At 59.7% G+C, this 13,351-nt stretch carries 18 protein-coding genes; 8 read left to right on the forward strand and 10 right to left on the reverse strand.

Annotated elements, in window-relative coordinates:
• The first annotated feature begins 162 nt into the window (after positions 1-162).
• Genes L6D82_RS02340 through L6D82_RS02360 form a run of 5 tightly spaced genes read left to right on the forward strand, consistent with a single transcriptional unit; the run spans position 163 to position 3,932 of the window.
• Positions 163-570, forward strand: a complete 408-nt coding sequence (locus tag L6D82_RS02340) for a FagA protein (RefSeq protein WP_085711791.1) — start codon at positions 163-165, stop codon at positions 568-570.
• Positions 551-1,927 (forward strand): class II fumarate hydratase, encoded by a 1,377-nt coding sequence (locus L6D82_RS02345; protein WP_085746924.1) that lies wholly within the window; start codon positions 551-553, stop codon positions 1,925-1,927. The genes L6D82_RS02340 and L6D82_RS02345 overlap by 20 nt, the downstream gene beginning before the upstream one ends.
• Positions 1,928-1,954: 27 nt before the next feature.
• Entirely contained in the window at positions 1,955-2,395 is a 441-nt protein-coding gene (locus tag L6D82_RS02350; RefSeq protein ID WP_085711789.1) for a hypothetical protein, read from the forward strand.
• Between the two features lies 1 nt (position 2,396).
• A complete protein-coding gene (locus tag L6D82_RS02355; protein ID WP_236188213.1) occupies positions 2,397-3,008 on the forward strand; it encodes a superoxide dismutase in 612 nt (203 codons plus the stop codon).
• Between the two features lie 30 nt (positions 3,009-3,038).
• Complete coding sequence (locus L6D82_RS02360; RefSeq protein ID WP_102686871.1) at positions 3,039-3,932, forward strand: ZIP family metal transporter; 894 nt, start codon at positions 3,039-3,041, stop codon at positions 3,930-3,932.
• Positions 3,933-3,969: 37 nt separating this feature from the next.
• On the opposite strand, the gene L6D82_RS02365 is transcribed toward L6D82_RS02360, so the two are convergent.
• From L6D82_RS02365 to L6D82_RS02410, 10 genes are all read right to left on the reverse strand, one after another.
• Positions 3,970-4,245 carry an HPr family phosphocarrier protein gene (locus L6D82_RS02365; RefSeq protein WP_085711786.1) on the reverse strand — a complete coding sequence of 92 codons (276 nt, stop codon included), beginning with the start codon at positions 4,243-4,245 and terminating at the stop codon, positions 3,970-3,972.
• A gap of 15 nt (positions 4,246-4,260) precedes the next feature.
• Positions 4,261-5,118 (reverse strand): RNase adapter RapZ, encoded by an 858-nt coding sequence (gene rapZ, locus L6D82_RS02370; protein WP_085746928.1) that lies wholly within the window; start codon positions 5,116-5,118, stop codon positions 4,261-4,263.
• A 2-nt stretch (positions 5,119-5,120) separates the two neighbouring features.
• On the reverse strand, positions 5,121-5,585 hold the full coding sequence (gene ptsN / locus L6D82_RS02375) for a PTS IIA-like nitrogen regulatory protein PtsN (protein WP_007953580.1): 465 nt from the start codon (positions 5,583-5,585) through the stop codon (positions 5,121-5,123).
• Positions 5,586-5,596: 11 nt separating this feature from the next.
• A complete protein-coding gene (gene hpf / locus L6D82_RS02380) occupies positions 5,597-5,905 on the reverse strand; it encodes a ribosome hibernation-promoting factor, HPF/YfiA family (protein ID WP_011332471.1) in 309 nt (102 codons plus the stop codon).
• 73 nt (positions 5,906-5,978) lie between these two features.
• The gene (locus L6D82_RS02385; protein ID WP_085746929.1) at positions 5,979-7,472 is read right to left on the reverse strand and encodes an RNA polymerase factor sigma-54; all 1,494 of its coding nucleotides are present in this window, start codon (positions 7,470-7,472) and stop codon (positions 5,979-5,981) included.
• A gap of 186 nt (positions 7,473-7,658) precedes the next feature.
• Positions 7,659-8,384, reverse strand: coding sequence for an LPS export ABC transporter ATP-binding protein (gene lptB, locus L6D82_RS02390; protein WP_007953572.1), 726 nt, complete (start codon positions 8,382-8,384; stop codon positions 7,659-7,661).
• Entirely contained in the window at positions 8,384-8,929 is a 546-nt protein-coding gene (gene lptA, locus L6D82_RS02395; RefSeq protein ID WP_074691817.1) for a lipopolysaccharide transport periplasmic protein LptA, read from the reverse strand. Before lptA ends, lptB begins: the two co-directional genes overlap by 1 nt.
• Complete coding sequence (gene lptC, locus L6D82_RS02400; RefSeq protein WP_007953568.1) at positions 8,916-9,488, reverse strand: LPS export ABC transporter periplasmic protein LptC; 573 nt, start codon at positions 9,486-9,488, stop codon at positions 8,916-8,918. The genes lptA and lptC overlap by 14 nt, the downstream gene beginning before the upstream one ends.
• Positions 9,489-9,496: 8 nt before the next feature.
• Positions 9,497-10,021 (reverse strand): KdsC family phosphatase, encoded by a 525-nt coding sequence (locus L6D82_RS02405; protein ID WP_039769294.1) that lies wholly within the window; start codon positions 10,019-10,021, stop codon positions 9,497-9,499.
• A complete protein-coding gene (locus tag L6D82_RS02410; protein WP_064593399.1) occupies positions 10,022-10,996 on the reverse strand; it encodes a KpsF/GutQ family sugar-phosphate isomerase in 975 nt (324 codons plus the stop codon).
• Positions 10,997-11,272: 276 nt separating this feature from the next.
• Between L6D82_RS02410 and L6D82_RS02415 the strand changes: the two genes are divergently transcribed.
• From L6D82_RS02415 to mlaD, 3 genes are read left to right on the forward strand one after another with little or no spacing between them, the layout of a single operon-like run.
• On the forward strand, positions 11,273-12,085 hold the full coding sequence (locus tag L6D82_RS02415) for an ATP-binding cassette domain-containing protein (RefSeq protein WP_085746930.1): 813 nt from the start codon (positions 11,273-11,275) through the stop codon (positions 12,083-12,085).
• The gene (gene mlaE / locus L6D82_RS02420; RefSeq protein ID WP_007953561.1) at positions 12,085-12,882 is read left to right on the forward strand and encodes a lipid asymmetry maintenance ABC transporter permease subunit MlaE; all 798 of its coding nucleotides are present in this window, start codon (positions 12,085-12,087) and stop codon (positions 12,880-12,882) included. The genes L6D82_RS02415 and mlaE overlap by 1 nt, the downstream gene beginning before the upstream one ends.
• On the forward strand, positions 12,882-13,349 hold the full coding sequence (mlaD, locus tag L6D82_RS02425) for an outer membrane lipid asymmetry maintenance protein MlaD (RefSeq protein WP_085746931.1): 468 nt from the start codon (positions 12,882-12,884) through the stop codon (positions 13,347-13,349). Before mlaE ends, mlaD begins: the two co-directional genes overlap by 1 nt.
• Positions 13,350-13,351: the final 2 nt, after the last annotated feature.

The following is a 13,351-nucleotide window of genomic DNA, read 5'->3' on the forward strand; positions in this document are numbered from 1 at the left end:
CCCAGGCAGGTACAAAAAAAGGCGCGGCACCCGATTGGGTGGCGCGCCTTTTTTTGTGTCCGCAAATTTTTCGAGCTGATGAGGGCAGCAAAAAAAGCTGCTCTTGTTTTGGTTCTCATTATCATCTAATAATAAATCTCATTATCGGATGAGCCCAGAATCATGAGTTCTGCCTTGCACGAGCAGCCGTACCTCGAAAGCTGGCGCTGGATGAGTCGCCAGATCCGTTGCGCGATGGATCCCGACGAACCGCGCCTGATCGAACACTACCTGGCCGAAGGCCGGTATCTGGCCTGCTGCACGGCGACCTCGCCCTGGACGGTCGCCGAAACCTCTTTTCGTCTGCTGCTCGACACGGCCACCGACATCGCGTTGCCGTGGCACTGGCGCAGCCTCTGCCTCGATCAAGCCTGGCGCCCGCTGCGTGAAATGGAGCGCCTGTCACTGTGCAAATGCCGGCTCAAACGCTGGCAAAGCTACACCTGGCAGCTCGCCACCTGCGAGTTGCAACCCTCGATTCCTCTTATTGAACTGGTGCAAGGATTTTCAGATGACCAAGACACGTATTGAGCGCGACAGCATGGGCGAACTGCAGGTGCCGGTGGACGCTCTCTACGGCGCGCAGACCCAGCGCGCAGTGGATAACTTCCCGATCAGCGGCAAGCCGATGCCGACCCAGTTCATCCGCGCCCTGATTCTGGCGAAAGCGGCTGCCGCACGCGCCAACGTCGAACTTAACCAGCTCAGCGCCGCGCAAGGCAAAGCCATCAGCGATGCCGCCCAAGGTCTGCTGGAAGGCGACTTCATGCAGCATTTCCCGGTGGATATCTTCCAGACCGGCTCCGGCACCAGTTCCAACATGAACGCCAACGAAGTGATCGCCACCCTGGCCAGCCGCCTGCTCGAAGAGCCGGTGAACGCCAACGACCACGTCAACTGCGGGCAGAGCAGCAACGACATCATTCCGACCACCATACACGTCAGCGCGGCGTTGGCCCTGCACGAACAACTGTTGCCGGCGTTGCTGCATCTGGTGCAAGTGATCGAGCGCAAGGCCGAGCAGGTGCATCACCACGTCAAGACCGGCCGCACCCACTTGATGGACGCCATGCCGGTGCGCATGAGTCAGGTGCTCAACGGTTGGGCGCAGCAACTCAAGGCCAATATCGGTCACCTGCAGGATTTGCTGCCAAGCCTGCAATCCCTGGCCCAGGGCGGCACGGCGGTCGGTACCGGGATCAACGCGCATCCGGAATTTGCTGCGCGTTTCAGCCGCCAATTGAGCCAGTTGACCAACGTCCAGTTCACGCCGGGCAAGGATCTGTTCGCTCTGATCGGCTCGCAAGACACTGCCGTGGCCGTGTCGGGCCAGCTCAAGGCCACCGCCGTGTCGCTGATGAAAATCGCCAACGACCTGCGCTGGATGAACTCCGGCCCGCTCGCCGGTCTCGGTGAAATCGAACTGGAAGGGCTGCAGCCGGGTTCCTCGATCATGCCGGGCAAGGTCAATCCGGTGATTCCGGAGGCCACCGCCATGGTGGCCGCGCAAGTGATCGGCAACGATTCGGTGATCACCATCGCCGGTCAGTCGGGCAATTTCGAATTGAACGTGATGCTGCCGATCATCGCCCAGAACCTGCTGAGCAGCATCGAGTTGCTGGCCAACTCCAGCCGTCTGCTGGGTGACAAGGCGATTGCCAGCTTCAAGGTCAATGAGTCGCGCCTCAAGGAAGCGCTGTCGCGCAACCCGATTCTGGTGACCGCACTCAACCCGATCATCGGTTACCAGAAGGCTGCCGAGATCGCCAAGCAGGCCTACAAACAAGGTCGTCCGGTGATTGATGTCGCGCTGGAGCACACCGACCTGTCGCGCAGCCAGCTGGAAGAGTTGCTCAATCCCGAGAAACTCACCGCCGGCGGCGTGTAAGCACCGCAACCGCTTTGGAGGTTCACCATGGAGCACTGGAAACGCACGATCGAACGGGCCAATCGCTGCTTCATGCTGGGCGAGCTGATCGATGCCCGCGAGGCTTACCTGCAAGCCCTGGCTTTGGCACAGGTGTTGTTCGAGCGCTGGGCCGATGCCGACGAAGCGGTGGCGGCCTGCGTCATTTCTCATCACAACCTGGCCGACCTGCATCTGCGCCTGAACCAGCCGGAGGAGAGCGCCGAGTACCTGTGCGCGATCCATCAACGACTGTTGCAGACCATGCAGGACGAGCGCCTGCGCCCGGCGCTGCGTGAAGCGGCCCTTCGCCAGAGCAGCAAGACCTACGTCGAGCTGCTCAATTTCATCAGCGAACACGGCGAATACCCGCGCACCCAACGCTTGCTGCACCCGGATACCGGCAATGCGCGCCGCGTGCCTGCCCAACATCACCATGGAGTCCACTGAAATGGCTTTTACCCTGCCAGCCTTGCCTTACGCCTACGACGCACTGGAGCCGCACATCGATGCGCAAACCATGGAGATCCACTACACCAAGCATCATCAGACTTATATCAACAATCTGAACGCTGCGGTCGAGGGCACCGAATTCGCGGACTGGCCGGTGGAGAAGCTGGTCGCCAGCGTCCAGCAACTGCCGGAAAAGCTTCGTGCGGCGGTGATCAACCAGGGCGGCGGTCATGCCAACCATTCGCTGTTCTGGGAAGTGATGGTGCCCAACGGCGGTGGCAAACCTGACGGTGCGCTGGCCAAGGCGATCGATGAGCAACTGGGCGGCCTCGACAGCTTCAAGGAAGCCTTCACCAAAGCCGCGCTGACCCGCTTCGGCAGTGGCTGGGCGTGGCTCAGCGTCAACCCGGAAAAGAAACTGGTGGTGGAAAGCAGCGGTAACCAGGACAGCCCGCTGATGAACGGCAACACGCCGATACTCGGCCTCGACGTGTGGGAGCACGCCTACTATCTGCGTTATCAGAACCGTCGGCCGGAATACATCAGCGCTTTCTACAACGTGATCAACTGGCCAGAAGTCGCTGCGCGCTATCAGGCCGCGCTGGTTTAAGTCTCCTATAAAAACAATCCAAGGCTGACTATGGGCACTGAAACACTGGCGATCGGAAGTGGGCGTATGTTTCGTTACGCAATCGGTTCGCTGTTGCTGTTGGCGGGCATGACCTTGCTGGTCGCCCACGGACTGGAGTGGCTGAATCTGGAACCGAAGTTGTCGCGGGCATTGCAGGGCGGCGCGATCTGCGCTCTCGGCACTGCACTCGGCGCGGTTCCGGTGCTGGTGATCCGCAACATGCCCCAGGCCCTGGGCGATACGCTGCTGGGTTTTGGCGCCGGTGTTATGCTGGCGGCAACCGCGTTTTCGCTGATCGTGCCGGGAATCGCTGCCGCCGAAAGTCTGGGGCTTGGCCCGTGGGGCGCCAGTGGTTTGATCTGTTTCGGCATCATGCTCGGGGCGTTCGGCCTGTATCTGGTGGATCGCAAGGTGTCCGGGGCTTCGCCGGAAATGCTCATCGGCACTGTCGAGCATCCGGTGATTCCGCCACGTATCTGGTTGTTCGTGTTTGCCATCATTGCCCATAACATCCCGGAAGGCATGGCCGTCGGTGTTTCCGCTGGCGGCGGCATGCCGGATGCTGACAGCCTGGCGATGGGCATCGCCTTGCAGGATGTGCCGGAAGGACTGGTCATTGCGCTGGTGTTGGCCGGAGCCGGGATGTCGCGGGTCAAGGCGTTTCTGATCGGGGCGGCATCGGGCCTGGTCGAGCCGGTGTTTGCACTGCTGTGTGCGTGGCTGGTCAGCCTGGCGGAACTGTTATTACCCCTGGGACTGGCGCTGGCGGCCGGGGCAATGCTGTTGGTGGTGACTCACGAAGTGATCCCGGAGTCGCGGCGCAATGGTCACGACAAGCTGGCGAGCCTGGGATTGTTGATCGGGTTCTGCCTGATGATGGTGATGGATACGGCGTTGGGATGAGAGGGAGGCTTGCTCCCTCCCTCGACACTAAAGGCTTTCAACCGCCTTCGTCGAAGTAGTTGTTGATCAGCGCGACCAGCGCATCCATGGCTTCCTGTTCCTGATGACCCTCAGTACTCAGGTGGATTTTGGTGCCCTTGCCGGCGGCGAGCATCATCATCGCCATGATGCTTTTGCCATCAACCGTGGTTTCCGGGGTGCGACCCACTCTGATCGTGCAGTCGGGATATTGACCCGCCACGCCAACGAACTTTGCCGACGCCCGGGCATGCAGGCCCAGCTTGTTGATGATTTCGATTTCCAGAGCAGGCATCGCGGTGTGAATCCTTTAGCTGAGGTCGCGGTGGCGAACCTGGACGTTCTTCAGGGTTTTCTGCAGGGCCTGACCCAGGCGTTCGGTCAGGTAGACGGAACGGTGGTGTCCGCCGGTGCAGCCAATGGCAATGGTCACATAAGCGCGATTGCTCGCAGCGAAGCGCGGCAGCCATTTGAACAGGTACGCATAGATGTCCTGGAACATCTCTTCGACTTCCGGCTGCGCCGCCAGGTATTCCGCCACAGGCTCATCGAGCCCGGATTGTGCGCGTAATTCCGGTTTCCAGTACGGATTGGGCAGGCAGCGTACATCGAACACCAGATCCGCATCCACCGGCATGCCGCGTTTGAAACCGAACGACTCCACCAGAAATGCAGTCCCCGGCTCCGGTTGGTTCAACAGTCGCAGCTTGATGGTATCGCGCAGCTGGTAGAGGTTCAGATTGGTGGTATTGACCTTCAGGTCGGCCAGATCGGCGATCGGGCCCAGCAGCGCGGTTTCGTCGTTGATGGCTTCGGCCAGCGAGCGATTGGCATTGCTGAGCGGGTGGCGACGACGGGTTTCCGAAAAACGTTTGAGCAACGTTTCGTCATCGGCGTCCAGGTACAGGACATCACACTGGATGTGCCGGCTGCGCACTTCCTCGAGCAACTCTGGAAAGCGTGACAGATGGCTCGGCAGGTTGCGGGCGTCGATCGAGACCGCCACCTGTGGCTGGAGCATTTCGGTATGAACCAGCGCGCGCTCGGCGAGGTCTGGCAACAAGCCGGCTGGCAGGTTGTCAATGCAGTAGTAGCCGTTGTCCTCAAGGACATCCAGGGCGGTACTTTTACCCGAGCCGGAACGGCCACTGACAATGATCAAGCGCATGGTTACGGCCTGTTCTGTTCTTCCAGTACAACCTGGTACAAGGCTTCGTTGCTTGGCGCGCTGCGCAGTCTGTCGCGCACGTCCTTGCGGTCGAGCATGCTGGCGATCTGGCGTAACAGCTCCAGGTGCGCATCGGTGGCGGCTTCCGGCACCAGCAGGACGAACAGCAGGTCCACAGGCGCGCCGTCGATAGCGTCGAAATCGATAGGGGCATCAAGGTGCATCAGAGCACTGATCGGCGCTTCGCAGCCCTTGAGGCGGCAGTGAGGAATGGCGATGCCGTTGCCAAAACCGGTGGAACCCAGTTTTTCACGGGCAATCAAAGCCTCGAAGACATCTTGCATCTCCAGATCCGGAACTTCCCGGGCGATCAGGTTGGCAATTTGTTCGAGGGCTTTCTTTTTACTGCCGCCCGGCACGTTCACCAGGGAACGGCCGGGGGTCAGGATACTTTCAAGTCGGATCATGGGGGTGGGGGTTATCGACCGGTAGCGCCCTGAAGCAGGCTCTGGGTCTTTTCCTTATGCTTTTTGAGTTGTTTATCAAGCTTGTCGGTCAACGCGTCGATCGCAGCGTACATATCGGTATGTTCCGCGTTTGCGACGACCTCGTTGCCGGGAATATGCAGCGTGGCTTCGATTTTCTGCTTCAGCTTTTCGACGCACATCGTGACCTGTACGTTGGTGATCTTGTCGAAATGCCCTTCGAGCTTCTTGAGCTTGAGCTCGATGTACTCGCGCAGAGGCTGGGTAACTTCCAGTTGGTGTCCACTGATGTTGACTTGCATACAGCTTCTCCTTCGTTGCCAGTGCATAAAGCGGCAGGCCGAAAAGCCTGCCACTGGAACGCTGTAACGTGGCTTACATCAACCGCTTGCGTTCGCTCGAAGGCGCGATCCCGAGGGATTCGCGGTACTTGGCGACGGTGCGGCGAGCCACCTGAATGCCTTGTGCCTCCAGTAAACCAGCGATCTTGCTGTCACTCAACGGCTTTTTCTGATTTTCCGCGGCAACCAGTTTCTTGATGATCGCGCGGATCGCCGTGGACGAGCATTCACCGCCTTCTGAGGTGCTCACATGGCTGGAGAAAAAGTATTTCAGTTCATATATGCCCCGTGGGGTATGCATGAATTTCTGCGTGGTCACCCGGGAAATCGTCGACTCGTGCATGCCAACCGCCTCTGCAATGTCGTGCAGGACCAGCGGCTTCATGGCTTCGTCGCCGTACTCCAGAAAGCCGCGCTGATGCTCGACGATCTGGGTGGCTACTTTCATCAGGGTTTCGTTGCGGCTCTGCAGGCTCTTGATGAACCAGCGAGCTTCCTGCAACTGATTGCGCATGAAGGTATTGTCGGCGCTGGTGTCGGCACGGCGCACGAAACCGGCGTATTGGGCGTTGACCCGCAGGCGCGGTACCGATTCCTGGTTCAGCTCGACCAGCCAGCGCTCGTTGTCCTTGCGCACGATGACGTCAGGCACCACGTACTCGGCTTCGGTGGATTCGATCTGCGAGCCTGGGCGCGGATTGAGGCTCTGCACCAGTTCGATGACCTGGCGCAGTTCATCTTCCTTGAGCTTCATGCGCCGCATCAGCTGGCTGTAGTCGCGGCTGCCGAGCAGGTCAATGTAATCGGTGACCAGACGTTTGGCCTCGGCCAGCCAAGGGGTCTTGGCCGACAGCTGGCGCAATTGCAGCAGCAGGCATTCGCCCAGGTTGCGTGCGCCGATGCCTGCCGGCTCGAATTGCTGGATGCGGTGCAGGACGGCTTCGATCTCGTCCAGCTCGATGTCGAGCTCGGGATCGAAGGCTTCGAGAATTTCTTCGAGGGTTTCGTCCAGGTAGCCCTGATTGTTGATGCAATCGATCAGGGTGACGGCGATCAGGCGATCGGTGTCGGACATCGGTGCGAGGTTCAACTGCCACAGCAGGTGGCTTTGCAGGCTCTCGCCGGCGGAGGTGCGGGTGGTGAAGTCCCACTCGTCATCGTCGCTGCTCGGCAGGCTGCTGGCGCTGGTCTGGTAGACGTCTTCCCAGGCGGTGTCAACGGGCAGTTCGTTGGGGATTCGCTCGTTCCATTCGCCGTCTTCGAGGTTGTCGACTGTCGGCGCGGTCTCCTGATAAGAAGGTTCCTGGATCTCGGTGTTGGGCTTCTGTTCGGCGTTGTCGGCCATGGGATCGGAGTTGTCGAAGTCGTCGCCGTCTTCCTGGCGTTCGAGCATCGGATTGGATTCCAGAGCCTCCTGGATTTCCTGTTGCAGATCCAGGGTAGACAATTGGAGCAGGCGGATGGCCTGTTGCAGCTGCGGTGTCATCGTCAGCTGCTGGCCCATTCTCAAGACTAGCGATGGTTTCATGGCAGGGGCTTAACACCTTATTCGCCGGCGCTATGCGCCATCCACTACAGGGCGCCGGAGCGCCAAACTTAAGCAAATTATATGCCTGAAACTGTCGTGTTTGCCTAGAGCGCTGTAACAATAAAAGCGTATAAAAAAGCGCTTCAACGTTACAGCACCCGGACGGCTGGTCGAATACCGTCGAGCTTACAGGCGGAACTCGTGGCCCAGGTAGACTTCCTTCACCAGATCGTTGGCGAGGATGGTCGCGGAGTCGCCTTCGGCGATCAACTGGCCATCGTTGACGATGTAGGCGGTTTCGCAGATATCCAGCGTCTCACGGACGTTGTGGTCGGTGATCAGTACACCGATGCCCTTGGCCTTGAGGTGGTGGATGATCTGCTTGATGTCGCCGACAGAGATCGGGTCGACACCGGCGAACGGTTCGTCGAGCAGGATGAATTTCGGTGCCGTGGCCAGTGCACGGGCGATTTCCACCCGGCGGCGCTCACCACCGGACAGGCTCATGCCGAGGTTGTCGCGGATGTGGCTGATGTGGAATTCCTGCAGCAGGCTTTCCAACTCCTTGCGACGACCGGCCTTGTCGAGCTCCTGACGGGTCTCAAGGATGGCCATGATGTTGTCGGCTACCGACAGTTTGCGGAAGATCGACGCTTCTTGCGGCAGATAGCCGATACCGGCCTTGGCGCGACCGTGCATCGGCTGGTGGCTGACGTCCAGATCGTCGATCAGTACGCGACCCTGATCGGCCTGGACCAGACCGACGATCATGTAGAAGCAGGTGGTCTTGCCGGCGCCATTCGGGCCGAGCAGGCCGACGATCTGACCGCTGTCGATCGACAGGCTGACGTCGCGCACGACCTGGCGGCTTTTATAGGCCTTGGCCAGGTGCTGAGCTTTCAGAGTTGCCATTACTGGGTTTTCTCGTCGGTTTTCTTCTTCGGCTGGATCACCATGTCAATGCGCGGACGCGCTTCGGTGACCTTGTTGCCGGTGGCACGACCAGCGCTGGCCAGCTTTTTCACCGTGTCATAGACGATTTTCTCGCCCTGAGTGGTGTTGTTGTCCTTGTCGACGACTTTCGCCTTGTCGATCAGCACAACGCGGTTTTGCGCGGCGTGGTACTGAATGGTCACGCCCCAGCCCTGTACAGGCTTGGTGTCGCCCGCCGTCTGCAACTGCTCGAAGTAGGCAAGGTTGCCCACCGAGGTCACGACGTCGATATCGCCGGTCTGGGTGCGGGTGATGGTCACGGTATTGCCTTTGACGATCATCGAACCCTGAGTGATGATCACGTCACCTTTATAGGTAGCAACGCCGTTCTTGTCGTCCAGCTGGGCATCGTCGGCCTGAATACGGATTGGCTGCTCTTGATCGTTCGGCAGAGCCCAGGCGCTCACGCTTCCCAGTGCTGCGCCCAGACTGAGCAAAATAGGGAGGGTTTTAACGAGCCTCATACTGTCCTCTTACGTTCGATAGCAGGTGTATCCTGCTTTCCTTCAAATACGCTTTCATTCCTACGCCAGTCGATACACCGCCAGCGCCGTCGATTCTAACGGGTTGCTGGGTCTGCGCATATTGCTGCTGCGGGAACACCGTCATGCGAGTGGAGGTGATCAGGGTGTCGCGGTTCTTTTCGTCGGTGCGCTTGACGCGTACCGAGTCGATCAGCTCGACCTCGGTGCCACCGGAGTTCACTTCACCGCGTTCACTGGTCACGTGCCATGGGAAATCGGTGCCACGGAACATGTTCAGATCAGGCTTGGTGACCAGTGTAATGTCGGTCGCCTTGACGTGCTCAGCCTTGTCGGACGTCATTTCGTACTGCACTTTGCCGTCTTCGAGGTACTGGATCGTGTGGGTATTGGTCGCATACCAGTCGATCGGGCTTTCCTCTGCCGAAACCGGCGGTTTGTCGAGGAAGCGTTCCGGGCTGATGTTCCAGTAGCCGACCGCACCGAATATCGCTGCGATGCAACCGAACAGCAGGATGTTGCGAAACTTTTTGCTAAACATGGTTGGACTCACAGGTACGCGTTGTTGGCGGCGTCGAGGCTGCCTTGTGCGCGCAGGATCAGTTCGCAGAATTCGCGGGCGGCACCTTCGCCGCCACGGGCCTGGGTGACGCCATGGGCGTGCTCGCGCACAAAGGGGGCGGCGTTGGCCACGGCCATGCCCAGCCCTACACGGCGGATCACCGGCAGGTCCGGCAGGTCGTCACCGAGGTAAGCCACTTGCTCATAGCTTAGGCCCAGTTGCTCCAGAAGACCGTCGAGCACGACCAGTTTGTCTTCGCGGCCCTGAAACAGGTGCGGGATCCCCAGGTTTTTTGCCCGGCGTTCGACCACCGGGGTCTTGCGACCACTGATGATGGCGGTCTGTACACCAGCATTCATCAGCATCTTGATGCCCTGGCCATCGAGTGTATTGAAAGTCTTGAACTCGCTGCCGTCTTCAAGGAAGTACAGGCGACCGTCGGTGAGGACACCGTCGACGTCGAAAACCGCCAGTTTGATGGCTTTGCCGCGTTGCAGCAGATCGGTGCTCATTTACATCACTCCTGCGCGCAGCAGATCGGAGAGGTTGAAGGCGCCGATCGGGCGATCCTCTTCATCTACGACAACCAGCGCGTTGATTCGGTGGTCTTCCATGATTTTCAGGGCTTCGGCCGCGAGCATCTCGGCGCGGGCGGTCTTGCCGTGCACGGTCATTACCTGGTCGATGGTGGCGCTATGGATATCAATGCTGCGATCCAGGGTGCGGCGCAGGTCGCCGTCAGTGAAGATCCCGGCCAGTTTGCCGTCCGTTTCAAGAATGACGGTCATGCCCAGACCCTTGCGGGTCATTTCCATCAGCGCGTCCTTGAGCAGGGTGCCGCGCTGTACCTGCGGCAGTTCCTGACCGGCGTGCATGACATTTTCCACTTTCAGCAGCAGGCGTCGGCCCAGTGCGCCGCCCGGGTGGGAAAAGGCGAAATCTTCGGCAGTGAAGCCGCGCGCTTCCAGCAGCGCCACGGCCAGGGCGTCGCCCATGACCAGCGCAGCGGTGGTCGAGGAGGTCGGTGCGAGGTTCAGCGGGCAGGCTTCGTGTTCGACGTGAACGTTGAGATTGACCTCGGCAGCCTTGGCAAGCGGCGATTGCGGGTTGCCGGTGACGCTGATCAGCTGGATGCCCAGGCGCTTGATCAGTGGCAGCAGGGTGACGATTTCGTTAGTGGAGCCGGAGTTCGACAGGGCCAGAATCACGTCATCGCGAGTGATCATGCCCATGTCGCCGTGGCTGGCCTCGGCCGGGTGCACGAAAAACGCCGGGGTGCCGGTGCTGGCCAGGGTCGCGGCAATCTTGTTGCCGATGTGCCCGGACTTGCCCATACCGACCACGACAACACGGCCCTTGCTGGCCAGAATCATCTCGCAAGCGCGTACGAAATCGGCGTCGATATGGGGCAACAAGCCTTGTACGGCTTCCACTTCGAGGCGGATGGTGCGTTGTGCCGATTGAATCAGGTCGCTGGTTTGGCTCATGTCAGAAATCGTATAGCCCGATGAAAAGGCGGCGATTATAGCGGTTATGTTGAAAAGCCTCACGCAAGTTCGTCGTGCTTTGTCATTCCTCGTTACCAAAACTCTGTAAATAAGGCCTGAAGCCCTTCAACTCGCCGAATGCGGGCCGGTGCAGGCCTTGGGCGCTTGCCCTTTGCAGTGATATAGTTCGCCGCCAGTTCGGCCTGCCCGGGATGTAGGGGCTTTCTTCCAGGAAGCCAGGCGTCCGAGTGAGAGGCTGCATCGCAAGGAGTTTAGATGAGTGCCGATAACGCCTACGCGGTCGAGCTGAAGGGAGTCTCCTTCAAGCGCGGTGCGCGGAGCATTTTCAATAACGTCGATATCCGCATCCCGCGCGGCAAGGTCACTGGCATCATGGGGCCTTCCGGGTGTGGCAAGACCACGCTGCTGCGCCTGATGGGCGCGCAGTTGCGGCCATCCAAAGGCGAGGTCTGGGTCAACGGCCAGAACCTGCCGAAGCTGTCGCGCAGCGATCTGTTCGATGCGCGCAAGCACATGGGCGTGCTGTTTCAGAGCGGTGCGCTGTTCACCGATCTCGATGTGTTCGAGAACGTCGCCTTCCCGCTTCGTGTTCATACCGACCTGCCGGACGAGATGATCCGCGACATCGTGCTGCTCAAATTGCAGGCGGTGGGACTGCGCGGGGCGATCGAACTGATGCCCGACGAGCTGTCCGGCGGCATGAAACGCCGTGTCGCACTGGCCCGTGCCATTGCCCTCGATCCGCAGATTCTCATGTACGACGAACCGTTCGTCGGCCAGGATCCGATCGCCATGGGCGTTCTGGTTCGCCTGATCCGTCTGCTCAACGATGCCCTGGGGATCACCAGCATCGTGGTGTCCCACGATCTCGCCGAAACCGCGAGCATTGCCGACTACATCTATGTGGTCGGTGATGGGCAGGTATTGGGGCAGGGCACGCCGGACGAACTGATGAACTCGGACGATCCGCGTATCCGCCAGTTCATGACCGGTGAACCCGACGGCCCGGTGCCGTATCACTTTCCAGCGCCGGATTACCGCGCAGATCTTCTGGGGAAGCGCCGCTGATGCGCAGAATTACATTAATGGAGCGTGTACGTCGCTTCGGCCTCGCCGGAATCGACAGCGTCGCAGTGTTCGGGCGTTCGACCCTGTTCCTGTTTCATGCCTTGCTGGGTCGTGGTGGCATCGGTGGCGGTTTTGGCCTGCTGGTCAAGCAGCTGCACTCCGTCGGTGTGATGTCGCTGGTGATCATCGTGGTGTCCGGGATTTTCATCGGCATGGTGCTGGCGCTGCAGGGCTTCAACATCCTGTCGAGCTACGGCTCGGAGCAGGCTGTCGGGCAGATGGTGGCGCTGACCCTGCTGCGTGAACTGGGGCCGGTGGTGACCGCGCTGTTGTTCGCCGGTCGTGCCGGTTCGGCGCTGACGGCGGAAATCGGCAACATGAAATCGACCGAGCAGTTGTCCAGCCTGGAAATGATCGGGGTCGACCCGCTCAAGTACATCATCGCTCCGCGTCTGTGGGCCGGCTTCATTTCCCTGCCGGTGCTGGCGATGATCTTCAGCGTGGTTGGCATCTGGGGCGGTTCGTGGGTCGCCGTCGACTGGCTGGGCGTCTACGAAGGTTCCTACTGGTCGAACATGCAGAACAGCGTGAGCTTCGGTGACGATGTGCTCAACGGCATCATCAAAAGTGCAGTATTCGCTTTTGTCGTCACCTGGATCGCCGTATTTCAAGGCTATGACTGCGAACCCACTTCCGAGGGGATCAGCCGTGCCACTACCAAGACCGTGGTTTACGCCTCGCTGGCAGTCCTCGGCCTGGACTTTATTCTGACCGCTTTGATGTTTGGAGATTTCTGATGCAAAACCGCACCCTGGAAATCGGTGTCGGCCTGTTCCTGCTGGCAGGGATCCTGGCCTTGTTGCTGCTGGCCCTGCGGGTCAGTGGCCTGTCTCCGACTTCGACCACCGATACCTACAAGCTTTACGCGTATTTCGACAATATCGCCGGCCTGACGGTCAGAGCCAAAGTGACCATGGCGGGTGTGACCATCGGCAAGGTCACCGCGATCGATCTGGACCGCGACAGCTTCACCGGTCGGGTGACCCTGCAAGTGGATAAAAGCGTCGACAATCTGCCGACCGACTCCACAGCATCTATCCTGACTGCGGGTCTGCTGGGCGAGAAGTACATCGGTATCAGCGTGGGCGGGGAAGACACTCCGCTCAAGGATGGTGGAACCATTCACGACACCCAGTCGTCTCTGGTACTGGAAGACCTGATCGGTAAATTCCTGCTCAATACCGTTAGCAAAGACGCCAAATGAGG

This window comes from Pseudomonas paraglycinae, from assembly GCF_021601625.1.
Classification (GTDB): Bacteria; Pseudomonadota; Gammaproteobacteria; order Pseudomonadales; family Pseudomonadaceae; genus Aquipseudomonas; species Aquipseudomonas paraglycinae.

Coding starts and splice junctions, on each gene's coding strand:
- ptsN (WP_007953580.1), bottom strand. CDS start 5,585: ATGATCCGACTTGAAAGTATCCTGACCCCCGGCCGTTCCCTGGTGAAC.
- L6D82_RS02410 (WP_064593399.1), bottom strand. CDS start 10,996: ATGAGCCAAACCAGCGACCTGATTCAATCGGCACAACGCACCATCCGC.
- L6D82_RS02355 (WP_236188213.1), top strand. CDS start 2,397: ATGGCTTTTACCCTGCCAGCCTTGCCTTACGCCTACGACGCACTGGAG.
- lptA (WP_074691817.1), bottom strand. CDS start 8,929: ATGAGGCTCGTTAAAACCCTCCCTATTTTGCTCAGTCTGGGCGCAGCA.
- L6D82_RS02415 (WP_085746930.1), top strand. CDS start 11,273: ATGAGTGCCGATAACGCCTACGCGGTCGAGCTGAAGGGAGTCTCCTTC.
- lptB (WP_007953572.1), bottom strand. CDS start 8,384: ATGGCAACTCTGAAAGCTCAGCACCTGGCCAAGGCCTATAAAAGCCGC.
- hpf (WP_011332471.1), bottom strand. CDS start 5,905: ATGCAAGTCAACATCAGTGGACACCAACTGGAAGTTACCCAGCCTCTG.
- L6D82_RS02345 (WP_085746924.1), top strand. CDS start 551: ATGACCAAGACACGTATTGAGCGCGACAGCATGGGCGAACTGCAGGTG.
- L6D82_RS02405 (WP_039769294.1), bottom strand. CDS start 10,021: ATGAGCACCGATCTGCTGCAACGCGGCAAAGCCATCAAACTGGCGGTT.
- rapZ (WP_085746928.1), bottom strand. CDS start 5,118: ATGCGCTTGATCATTGTCAGTGGCCGTTCCGGCTCGGGTAAAAGTACC.
- mlaD (WP_085746931.1), top strand. CDS start 12,882: ATGCAAAACCGCACCCTGGAAATCGGTGTCGGCCTGTTCCTGCTGGCA.
- mlaE (WP_007953561.1), top strand. CDS start 12,085: ATGCGCAGAATTACATTAATGGAGCGTGTACGTCGCTTCGGCCTCGCC.
- L6D82_RS02385 (WP_085746929.1), bottom strand. CDS start 7,472: ATGAAACCATCGCTAGTCTTGAGAATGGGCCAGCAGCTGACGATGACA.
- L6D82_RS02360 (WP_102686871.1), top strand. CDS start 3,039: ATGGGCACTGAAACACTGGCGATCGGAAGTGGGCGTATGTTTCGTTAC.
- L6D82_RS02340 (WP_085711791.1), top strand. CDS start 163: ATGAGTTCTGCCTTGCACGAGCAGCCGTACCTCGAAAGCTGGCGCTGG.
- L6D82_RS02365 (WP_085711786.1), bottom strand. CDS start 4,245: ATGCCTGCTCTGGAAATCGAAATCATCAACAAGCTGGGCCTGCATGCC.
- lptC (WP_007953568.1), bottom strand. CDS start 9,488: ATGTTTAGCAAAAAGTTTCGCAACATCCTGCTGTTCGGTTGCATCGCA.
- L6D82_RS02350 (WP_085711789.1), top strand. CDS start 1,955: ATGGAGCACTGGAAACGCACGATCGAACGGGCCAATCGCTGCTTCATG.